Source organism: Streptomyces sp. NPDC000941 (assembly GCF_053599555.1).
In genome coordinates this window covers 1-10682 of sequence record NZ_JBSFMM010000306.1, presented here as the reverse complement: position 1 = coordinate 10682, position 10682 = coordinate 1, and the positions used below count along the sequence as shown (strand labels likewise).

8 protein-coding genes are annotated in these 10682 nt (G+C 72.7%); 5 read left to right on the top strand and 3 right to left on the bottom strand.

Annotated elements, in window-relative coordinates; all coding sequences use genetic code 11:
* Positions 1 to 1470 (top strand): ABC transporter substrate-binding protein (locus ACWDSL_RS48750; protein ID WP_450495613.1); only part of this gene is annotated, 1470 nt, incomplete at its 5' end.
* A gap of 13 nt (positions 1471 to 1483) precedes the next feature.
* Here the strand turns inward: ACWDSL_RS48750 and ACWDSL_RS48745 are convergent.
* Positions 1484 to 2350 carry an Fpg/Nei family DNA glycosylase gene (locus tag ACWDSL_RS48745; RefSeq protein ID WP_450495611.1) on the bottom strand — a complete coding sequence of 289 codons (867 nt, stop codon included), beginning with the start codon at positions 2348 to 2350 and terminating at the stop codon, positions 1484 to 1486.
* Positions 2351 to 2533: 183 nt separating this feature from the next.
* Between ACWDSL_RS48745 and ACWDSL_RS48740 the strand changes: the two genes are divergently transcribed.
* From ACWDSL_RS48740 to ACWDSL_RS48730, 3 genes are all read left to right on the top strand, one after another.
* The gene (locus ACWDSL_RS48740; protein WP_450495610.1) at positions 2534 to 3919 is read left to right on the top strand and encodes a hypothetical protein; all 1386 of its coding nucleotides are present in this window, start codon (positions 2534 to 2536) and stop codon (positions 3917 to 3919) included.
* Between the two features lie 128 nt (positions 3920 to 4047).
* On the top strand, positions 4048 to 5091 hold the full coding sequence (locus tag ACWDSL_RS48735) for a LacI family DNA-binding transcriptional regulator (RefSeq protein WP_450495609.1): 1044 nt from the start codon (positions 4048 to 4050) through the stop codon (positions 5089 to 5091).
* Positions 5092 to 5481: 390 nt separating this feature from the next.
* Positions 5482 to 6927 carry a lipase maturation factor family protein gene (locus tag ACWDSL_RS48730; RefSeq protein ID WP_450495607.1) on the top strand — a complete coding sequence of 482 codons (1446 nt, stop codon included), beginning with the start codon at positions 5482 to 5484 and terminating at the stop codon, positions 6925 to 6927.
* Between the two features lie 19 nt (positions 6928 to 6946).
* On the opposite strand, the gene ACWDSL_RS48725 is transcribed toward ACWDSL_RS48730, so the two are convergent.
* Entirely contained in the window at positions 6947 to 8797 is a 1851-nt protein-coding gene (locus ACWDSL_RS48725; RefSeq protein ID WP_450495606.1) for a BTAD domain-containing putative transcriptional regulator, read from the bottom strand.
* Positions 8798 to 9035: 238 nt separating this feature from the next.
* Positions 9036 to 10049, bottom strand: coding sequence for a cation diffusion facilitator family transporter (locus ACWDSL_RS48720; protein WP_450495604.1), 1014 nt, complete (start codon positions 10047 to 10049; stop codon positions 9036 to 9038).
* A 276-nt stretch (positions 10050 to 10325) separates the two neighbouring features.
* Between ACWDSL_RS48720 and ACWDSL_RS48715 the strand changes: the two genes are divergently transcribed.
* Entirely contained in the window at positions 10326 to 10577 is a 252-nt protein-coding gene (locus ACWDSL_RS48715; RefSeq protein ID WP_450495603.1) for a hypothetical protein, read from the top strand.
* Positions 10578 to 10682: the final 105 nt, after the last annotated feature.

Genomic DNA, 10682 nt, shown 5'->3' with positions numbered 1-10682 from the left:
CACGACACGGCTGATCTGACCGGGGTGCCCGATCGGCTGCGCCCGCTCATCGAAGCCTGCCTCGACAAGAACCCCGAGCGCCGCCCGACCGCCGCCGAGCTGGGGCGGCGACTGGCGGAGGGCGGGCCGCCGGTGGACGGTACGGGGTGGCTGCCGCGGCCGGTCGCCGAGCTGATCGCCAAGCGCTCGGCGGAGCTGCTGGCGCTCCCCGACGTCCCGCCCACGGTGGTCGGTACGGAAGATGAGGTGCCGAAGCCGCCGCGCCCCGGCCGCCGCAGGTTTCTGGCGGCGGCCTCGGGCGGCGCGGTGCTGGCGGCCGGGAGCGGCCTCGGCATCTGGGCGGCCTCGCGCCCCGAGGCGGGCAGCGGCGGGGGCGACCGGCCCACCCCGCCCCGGTGGACGATCGGGGTGCACGCCGATCTGACAGGTGGCCAGGCCACGGCCGGAACTGCCCAGCGCCGGGGCGCCGAGCTGGCGGTGGAGCGTCTCAACGCCCGTGCGGATCGGCCCGTCACGCTCGCTCTCAAGGCCCTGGACGACCGCGGTGCCCCGGGCGGCGCACATAACATCGCCGAGCGGATGGCCGCCGACCCCACGGTCATCGCGGTCATCGGGCCGACGACCGACGCGACCTGCGAGGCCGCGATCGGCGCCTACGACAAGGCGGGGCTGCCACTGCTGTCGGTGTCGGTCGGCACGGCCGAGGTGTCCGCCGTCGAGCACCCGTCCTATCTGCAGACCCGGCCGGACGACGGCGGCCTCGGCCTTCCGCTGCTGTCCTACCTCGCCCGGCACACCCGGCCGCACCGCACGGCCCTGATCGACGACCGCGCCGCCGGGGACTACAGCTGGAACCTCATCCGGTCCATGGCCACCGCGATGCGCGGCGGGGACCTGCCGTCGCTGACCGTCACCGTCCCGGCGGACGCGAGGGACTTCGGCCGGGCGGTGGACGAGGTGCGCCGAAGCGGGGTCCGGGCGGTGGTCTTCGGCGGCCGCGCGCCCCGGGGCGCGCTGTTCGCCCGGGAGTTGGCGTCCGCCGGTTTCACCGGGGCGCGGCTGGCCACGCAGCCGGTCATCGACGCCGAGTTCCTGAAGCGGGCCGGCGAGGCCGCGAACGGCTGGCTGCTCAGCTCGGCCTTCACCGACGCGACGGCCCTGCCCTCGGCGCGGCCCTTCACGGCCGCGTACCGGAAGCGGTACGGGTCCGCGCCCGGGCGCCACGCCGCGGAGGCGTACGACGTCGTCGGGCTCATCGCGCAGGCGCTGCGCGAGTTGGGTCCACAGGGCATCGACCGGGAGGCCATGGCACGCAGGCTGCGCGCGGTCCGGTACCGGGGGATCACCAAGACGTACGCCTTCGAGCGGGGCAACGGATCCCTGACCCCGGGCACCGGGCTGTTCCTCTACCGGGTCGAGAAGGGGCGGTTCCGCTTCCTGGGCGACTACGAGAGTGCGACGCGCGCCTGAGCGGCCCCGGCCGCTACTTCAGCAGCCGGGACAGCCGCCGGTCGGCGAGCGGCTTCCCACCGGTCTGGCAGGTCGGGCAGTACTGCAGGGAGGAGTCCGCGAAGGACACCTCGCGGACCATGTCGCCGCACACCGGGCAGGGCTGGCCGGTGCGGCCGTGTACCCGCATACCGCCGCGCTTCTCCGCCTTCAAGTCGCGCGCCGCCAGCCCCAGAGAGCGCTCGACGGCGTCGCGCAGCGTGCTGCCCATCGCCTCGTACAGCCGGGCGATCTCCTCCTCCGTCAGGTCGGCTGCCAGCCGGTAGGGCGACATCCGGGCAGCGTGCAGGATCTCGTCCGAATAGGCGTTGCCGATCCCGGCGATGACGCTCTGGTCGCGCAGCACGCCCTTGATCCGGTGGCGCACTCCGCGCAGCAGCCCGGCGAACTCCTCGAGGGTGAAGGACTCCGCGAGCGGGTCAGGCCCCAGCCGGGCGATCCCCGGCACCTCCTGGGGGTCGTGCACACAGTAGACGGACAGCGCCTTGCGGGTGCCCGCCTCGGTGAGGTCGAAGCCGGCGCCCTCCGGGCCGGCCAGGCGCAGCCGCAGCGCCAGCGGGCCCTTGCCCGGGCGGGGCGGGTCCTCCGGGAGGCCGTCCCGCCAGCGCAGCCAGCCCGCCCTGGCGAGGTGGAGGACCAGATGCGGGCCGTCGGTGGCCAGGTCGAGGAACTTGCCGTGGCGGCGCACCGCGGTGACGGTACGCCCTTCGAGGTCGGTCAGCGGCGGATCGTACGTCTTGAGGACGCTGACCGCGGCGGGGTGGACACGGGCGATCTCCCGGCCGACGGCGCGCTCGGCCAGGATCTGCGCCAGGGCCTCCACCTCCGGCAATTCCGGCATAGGACCAGTGTGCCCCAGCGGCCGGGACCCGGCCGGTCACCCCTCCAGCGGCGCTGAGCTGCGGGTCCGATGGCCCGCCCCTACGCTGACCCAAGAGCCGGACCGGCGCCGCGTACCGGCTCGGCACGCCCGCGCCGCCCCGCAGTACCGCGTCTCTCCCCGTTCCGCACGGAGGCTTCCCCCATGGTCGACACCGCACAGCACGAGCGGTCCACACTGCGTCACTCTGCGCCATTCCTCCGTTACGAACGGTACGAGGGCGGCAGCCTGGAGACGGAGCGGCGGGTCCTGGACAAGCTGGCGCACGAGCTGGTGGACGTGCGGGGGGCGTACCGCCCCGGCGGCAGCCCCGCGCGTCTCCTGCGTACCTTCCAGGCCAGGTCGGCACTCGGCGTGGACAACGCCCGGCTGCGCTTCCACGACGACCTGCCCGAGGTGCTGCGGGTCGGCTACGCGCAGCCGGGCGCCGAGTATTCGGCCGCCGTGCGGCTGTCCGACGCGCGCGGCGCCGAGCGGCCGGACGCCGCGCCCGGTCTGCGGCGGATGGCCGTACGGGTGCGGGCCGGGGCCGAGGGGACACACGACCTGCTGGCCACCGGTTTCCCGGTGTCGCACGCCGCCGACGCGCGCGAATACGTCGCCTTCGCCAAGGCCATGGCGGGCGCGGGCAGCGCCGCCGAGCAGGCCTTCGGGCTGCTGGTGAAGCTGCCGCTGGCCGTCGGCTGGTCCACCGCGGCCCGGATGCGCCGCAATGTGCACACCGCTGCCCGGCACGCCGTCGGCTCGCTGGCCCGCGAGACCTTCTGGAGCTGCGGGGCGATCCTGTGGGGCGACGCGGGGCCGGTCCGCTACCAGCTGCGCCCCGCTCCCGGCGGCACCCCGGCCCCGCCGCCCGACCGGGGCGATCCCGACTATCTCCACCGGGAGCTGACGCAGCGTCTGTTCACCGGAGACATCAGCTTCGAGCTGTGTGTGCAGCGGTATCTGGACGAGCGCCGCACCCCGGTCGAGAACGGCTCGGTGGAGTGGCGGGAGAGCGACGCGCCCGTCATCCCGGTGGCCCTGCTGACCGTGCCGCGCCAGGATCTGGACGCGGCCGCGGCCCGCTCGGCGGCGCGCCGGGTGGAGCGGCTGGCCTTCGACCCCTGGCACACCACGGAGGAGTTCCGCCCGCTGGGCAACCTCAACCGCGCCCGCAAGGCCGCGTACGAGGCGAGCGGCGCCCAGCGGCTGGGGCTGCGGCTGACCCCCGCCGGACTGCTCGCCCCCGCCGGACCGCCGGCCCTCGTCACACCGCGCCCTGTCGCCATCCTGCAGGCCCCGGTACGCGCGGCCTTCGGCCTGGTGGGCCGGTATGTCCCCTGGCACCGGCTGCCCCTTCCGGCCGGGCTGCGGGGCCTGATGGCGCCGGGCCCGTCGCTGCCCCGCGCCGGCGATCTGCTCAAACCGCCGATGGGCGCGCTCGGCCAGGTACTCGGCCGCGGGCCCTTCTCCGCTTCGTCGGCATCCACTCCATCGGCATCCGCTCCGTCGGCATCCGCGTCGTCTGCGTACCGGCGGAGTGGGTGAGGGGCGCGAGCGGCGCGGCCGGTGGCCGTTCGCGGCCAGGGCACCGGAAAATCGACCTTGACCGGTTTACCGACGCGGTAGGGTGTGGCGTTCGTCGCGAGCGGCAGCCGAGCAGCGGGAGTCGGTGCATGGACAGCGAGGTCACGGCAGGGCCGGCGCGGCGCGTCACCATCAAGGACGTCGCCGCGCGGGCCGGGGTCTCCAAGGGCGCGGTGTCGCTGGCCTTCAACGACCGCCCGGGCGTCTCCCAGGCCACCCGGGCCCGGATCTTCGAGGCCGCCCGGGAACTGGGGTGGGCGCCGCATCTGTCCGCCCGGTCGCTGTCCAACGCACGGGTGGACGCCGTGGGCCTGGCCATCGCCCGGCCGGCTCGGATGCTGGGGCTCGAGCCGTGGTTCATGGAGTTCGTCTCGGGCATCGAGAGCGTGCTCGTCGAGCGGTCCTGCTCGCTGCTGCTGCGGCTGGTGCGGGATGTGCGCGAGGAGATCGAGGTCCAGGAGGCGTGGTGGCGGGGGCGGCAGGTCGGCGGGTCGATTCTCGTCGACCTCCACGACGGGGATCCGCGCGTCCCCGAGCTGCACCGGCTCGGGGTGCCCGCCGTGGCCGCCGGGCACCCGTCCCTGGTCGGCGGATTCACCTGCGTATGGACCGATGACGGCACGGCCGTCACCGAGGCGGTGCGCTATCTGGCGGCGCTGGGCCACCGGCGGATCGCCCGGGTGAGCGGCCCCGCCACGCTGGGGCACAGCGTGATCCGTACCGCCGCCTTCGAAGCGGCCGTACGGGAGTTGGGCCTGGCCGACGGGCGCACGGTCGCCACCGACTTCTCGGGGGAGGAAGGGGCGCGCGCCACGCGGGCGCTGCTGGCCTCGGCCGACCGGCCGACGGCCGTCATCTACGACAACGACATCATGGCGGTGGCGGGCCTGTCGGTGACCGCCGAGATGGGTCTTTCGGTGCCCGCCGACGTCTCGCTGCTGGCCTGGGACGACTCCCAGCTGTGCCAGCTCACCCACCCCACGCTGTCGGCGATGAGCCATGACGTCTTCGGCTTCGGGGCCGAGGTGGCCCGCCGCCTGTTCGATGTGCTCGGCCAGGCGGCGCCCAGCGCCCACCAGGCGCCCACCCCGGCCCTCACCCCACGCGGCAGCACCGCCCCGCCACGCGAGTGAGCCGAAGAGGCGCGGCCGCCCGCGCCGGAGGCGCTGATGTCACTGTGAAAGGGAGAGCGCGCGGAGGCCCTGAGGCTGCAATCGCCACGCGGCGGAGCCGCAGATCGATACAGCCGGCTCCGCCGCGCGAAGGGCCGAGCACGGTCGACAGGGGCTGAGGCGCCCCCCGGGGGCACCTCCCAGCGGTAGCTGGGGGAGAACCGAGCCATGAAAGCAGTGGCCCTGAACCGGTTAAGCGAGGACCGGCGGGCGCACCGCGCCGACCGGATGAACTCGGCCCGCCCCGGGGCCCGCGGGCAGCGCGTGTCCGACGGTAGGTGGTACGGATAGCCGGGTGCCCGGCGGCGAGGGCGAACCGAGCCGGGAAACAGGCCCAGGGAGCGGTTCCGCATGGACTGGTTCACCTCATCCGACTACTGGCTGACCCGGCTGGTCTTCCAACGGGGGCTGGCGGCCCTGTATGTGATCGCCTTTGTGGTCGCGGCGAACCAGGGACGGGCCCTGATCGGCGAGCGCGGACTGACGCCGGTGCCGCGGTTCACCGCGCACATGCCGTTCCGGCGCTCCCCCAGCCTGTTCCACCTCCACTTCTCGGACCGCTTCTTCACCGGCTGCGCCTGGCTGGGGGCCGCGCTCGCCGCCGCGGTGGTGGCGGGGGCCGCGGACCGGGTGCCGCTGTGGGCCGCGATGCTGATGTGGCTGGTGCTGTGGCTGCTGTATCTGTCGATCGTCAACGTCGGACAGGTGTGGTACGGGTTCGGCTGGGAGTCACTGCTCCTGGAGACCGGCTTCCTCGCCGTCTTCCTCGGCAACGCCCGCACCGCGCCGCCGGTCCTGGTGCTGTGGCTGCTGCGCTGGCTGCTGTTCCGGGTCGAGTTCGGCGCCGGGCTGATCAAGATCCGGGGGGACCGCTGCTGGCGGCAGCTGACCTGTCTGTACTACCACCACGAGACACAGCCGATGCCGGGCCCGCTGAGCTGGTTCTTCCACCGGCTGCCGGGGCCCCTGCACCGGGTCGAGGTCGCGGCCAACCACGTCGCCCAGCTGGCCGTGCCCTTCGCGCTGTTCACGCCGCAGCCGGTGGCGAGCGTGGCCGGGGGCGTGATCGTGGTCACCCAGCTGTGGCTGGTCACGTCCGGCAACTTCTCGTGGCTGAACTGGGTGACCATCCTGCTGGCCCTCGCCGCGGTCGACGGGCGGCGCGCGGCCCAGGCGCTGGGGCTCCCCGAGCCGCCGCCGCTCGCCGCTCCCCCGGTGTGGTACGAGGCCCTGGTGCTGGCCGCCACCGTGCTGGTGGTGGTGCTCAGCTACTGGCCGGCCCGGAACCTGGTGTCGGGCAGTCAGCTGATGAACTACTCCTTCAACCCGCTGCACCTGGTCAACACCTACGGCGCCTTCGGCAGCGTCAACCGTGCCCGGTTCGAGGTGGTGATCCAGGGCACCGACGAGCCGGTGCCCACGCCGGACGCGGTGTGGAAGGAGTACGAGTTCCGAGGCAAACCGGGCGATGTGCGCCGGATGCCGCGCCAGTTCGCTCCGTACCATCTGCGGCTGGACTGGATGATGTGGTTCGCCGGGATCTCACCGGCCTACGCCCGGTCCTGGTTCGGCCCGCTGGTCACCAAGCTGCTGGAGGGCGACCGGGCCACACTGAAGCTGCTGCGGGTGTGCCCCTTCCCCGGCGCGCCGCCCACCCACATCCGCGCCCGGCTGTTTCTGTACCGCTTCACGACCTGGGCCGAGTTGCGGGCCACCGGCGCATGGTGGCACCGCACACTCATCCGTGAATTCCTGCCCCCGGTCGCCCTCGACCGCCCGGACCGGCGAGACCGATAGCCAGGGGGATGCCCGCGGCTCAGAAGCCCGTGAACTGGCGCACCGACGGCGCCGTACGCGCCACCGCCACCTTCTCCAGCGCGTATTCGCGGACCGGTTCCCGGAAGCGGTAGTGCCGCCCGCCCGCCGCCCGCTCCTCCGAGACCTCCACCAGTGAGGCGTCGACCAGCCGCATCAGCACCACATCGGCCATGGTGGTGTCGGCGCCCAGCGCCCGGGCGCCCTGAGCGGCGGTGAACAGCCGGTGCGGAATCAGGGCCAGCCGCAGAAAGCATTCCTGGGTGTTCTCGTCGAGCTTGCGGAAGCAGCTGTCCAGCCGGTCGTACAGGTCGAGCCCCAGCGCCGACAGTTCGGAGAGCCGGTGCTGCCCCTTGGCGGATCGTATCTTCGCCAGCACGCAGGAGATGCTGACCGGCCGCAAAGCCATCAGCCGCTCGCCGAGGAAGGTGATGGCCAGGGGCAGCCCGTCCGCCAGCCGCACCACGTCGGCGACGGCCTCGGGCTCGGCGTCCGTCCGCTCCCGTCCGATCAGCCGGGTGAGCAGTTGCCCGCCCTCCGCGGTGGACAGGCAGCCGAGCGCCACGGTCCGCGCCCCGCGCAGCCCGTACAGCAGGGAGCGGGCGGTGATCAGCACGGCGCAGCCGGTGCCGCCCGGGAGCAGCGGTTCGACCTGCTGCGGCGAGTCGGCGTCGTCCAGCACCAGCAGCACCCGGCGGTCCGAGCTCCAGGTGCGGAACAACGCCGTCCGCCCGCCCAGTGTGGTGGGGATGTCGCACGGCGCCACGCCGATCCCCCGCAGGATGTGCTCCATCGCCTCCGCCGCGGTCGCCGGGGTGGGCTGTGATCCGCCCAGCGGTACGTACAGCTGCCCGTCGGGGTAGCGGGCGCGGACCGCATGGGCGAGGTGGATGGTGGTGGCCGTCTTGCCGACACCCGGCATGCCCACCAGCGACACCACGGGCAGGCCCGTGGTGTCGCCGTGGGCCGCGAGCAGGCCGGCGACCTCGTCGAGCACGGTCTGCCGTCCGGTGAAGTCGGTGGTGTCCCGGGGGAGTTGGGCGGGCGGGGCCGGGGGCTGCGCGCGGCGGGGCGGCGGGGGCGGGGCGGCCGGCGGGTCGAGCGACGGGTCCCCGGCGAGCATGGAGCGCTGCAGCCGTTGGAGTTCGGGGCCCGGCTCCAGGCCCAGCTCGTCGACCAGATGGCGGCGCAGATCGTGGAAGACCTTCAGCGCCTCGCCGCGCCGCCCGGAACGGTGGAGCGCGAGCATCAGCTTGGCGTGGATGCCCTCGTGCAGGGGCCTGGCCGCGGCCAGCGCCTTGAGCTCACCGTTCAGCTCATGGTGCCGGCCGAGCTGGAAATCGGCTTCGACGCGCATCTCCAAGGCGCGCAGCCGGCGCTCCTCCAGTTCGGCGGCATGCGCTTCGAGCAGTTCCCCGCAGTCCACATTGGCCAGGGCGCTTCCCTGCCACATCCCCAGGGCCCGGTTCAGCACTTCCCTGGCATGTCCGGGGTCGCCGGCGGCAAGCACCTCCCTGCCTTCTTCGACCAGGACCCGAAAGGAATTGAGGTCGATCGCGCTTTCCGGTACGCGGACGGTATAGCCGCCCGGCCGGGTCTGGAGTAACAGCTCTCCGCCGCAGCCCGGACGGGCCAGGCTGCGGCGGAGTTCATAGACATAAGTGTGTACGGCGCGAATGGCCTTGTCCGGGGGGCTGCTTCCCCACAGTTCGTCGATGAGGGCCTTGGTGGGCACGACCTGGTTGTGCCGCAGTATCAGCAGGGCCAGGGTCCGGCGGAGCTTGGGGGCGCTCGGCGTGCGGACGCGGGAGTCGTCCAGGACTTCGAAGTTTCCCAGAACCTGAAACCTCATACGCGAACCCCCCGGTTCATCGGCGACAAGGCCCTGCCCGTTCCCCGTATTCAGTTCGTAGCCGAGGATACCTCCGACCCGCATGATCAGTGGATTCGGGGCATATTTCGGCTCATTCGCACCTGTGCCTGTTGGTACCCGATTTAATTGATGAGCCCGTACGCGCCCAGAAATCGCGGATCAGTTCGGCGCATATCTTTCCGAACCGGGGTGGCGGATTACCCGCACCGCGAATGTGTCAATGGCCGTGCGGCGCCGAGCGATGTACCGGCCCATGGGCGGCGAGGCAGTGCTCGTCGCGCGCGTCGCCCTCGATCGCCGGGTCGTGTGCGTCGCGCGACGGCCGTGGATCGCCGAGGTGGTCGACCTGGAGGGTGGTGTGGGTGATTCCGTAGCGCTCGCCCAGCAGCCGCTCCAGATCCTCGCGGACGGCGTGGCAGTCGCCGTCCGGGGCCGCGACCAGCACATGGGCGGAGAGCGAGACCTCCCCCGAGGTGATCTGCCAGACATGCAGATCGTGCACTTCGGCCACGGCCGCGTGGGACACCAGCCGGTCGCCGATCTCGTCGGGCTCGACCCCGCTCGGCGCGGCCTCCAGCAGCACCCGGCCGGAGGCCCGGACCAGCCCCACGCCGGCCTTGACCATGAGCGCCACCACGACGAGCGAGGCGATCGCGTCCGCACGCGCGAAACCGGTGGTCACAACGACGACACCGGAGACAGCGGTGCCGATGAAGGCGAAGAGGTCGTTGAGGATGTGCTGATAGGCGCCTTCGACGTTGAGCGAGCTGCGATTGGCCTTGGACATGCACCAGGCCGCCGCGATGTTGACGGCCACTCCGGCGAGCCCGGTGGCCAGGACCAGAGCACCGTTCACATCGGGCGGGTCGATCAGACGCTCCACCGACTCATAGCCCAGCCACACCGCGAGGAGCAGCAGCGAGAGCCCGTTGGCCTGGGCGGAGAGAATTTCGGCGCGTTTGAGACCGTAGGTGTAGCCGCCGCGCGAGGGGCGGGCCGCGAGCCGGATCGCGAACAGCGCGAGAACGATGGACGCGGCGTCGGTGAGCATATGGGCGGCGTCGGACATCAGCGCCAGCGAGCGCGCGACCACCCCGATGACGCCCTCGATCACGATGAAGCCGCTGATCAGCGAAAGCGCTGCCAGCAGCCAGCGACGGTCGGCGTTCTCCGCCACGCCATGGCTGTGCCCGGCGTGGCCCTCCCCGTGTCCGTGCGTATGGGTGCCCACCCGCTCCTCCTTGAATCGCCCAACGGAACAGCGCAATTGAACAGCACATCGCAAAATAATCCAAAGGCTGCAATGGACACGGTTATCAAGTGCCGCAATCACATGGCGCGGGCGGCGATACCGGCGGCGATGCGGAATGCCTTTCTGAATTCGGCAACGCTTTTCATTGTCGGACACGGTCGGTGATATGTGCGAGACCGCCCCGGTCCGGGTGAGCTCCGCGGGAAGCCGGTGACCGCGCCGGGCGCGACGCGTTGGCCTGACATGACGACGACGATGCGACGCCGTTCTCTCTCGCAGCCGAGCAGAGCGCTGGACCGGAGCACCGCGGGCGGCGAAACGCTCCGCCAGAGCACCTGTGTGCCCATCTACGCCGCCCTGGTCGAGCGCTGGGCCTCCGCGGGCCGGGCCGTGCCGGGGCGCTACGACCGGGAGTGGGCCGAGCTGGTGAACTGTCCGCCCTGGCCCGAGCGGGTCCGCTCGGCCTCCCGACCCGCCGCTTCCCCTGCGCCCCTCAAGCGCTCCTGATATCCGGCTCCGGACGATATCCGACGCCGGAGGGTAACCGGCGCCGGACGGGCGCGGCCGGGGCGGGCCGCGTCACGCGCCGCGGACGCGGCCCTCGGCGACCAG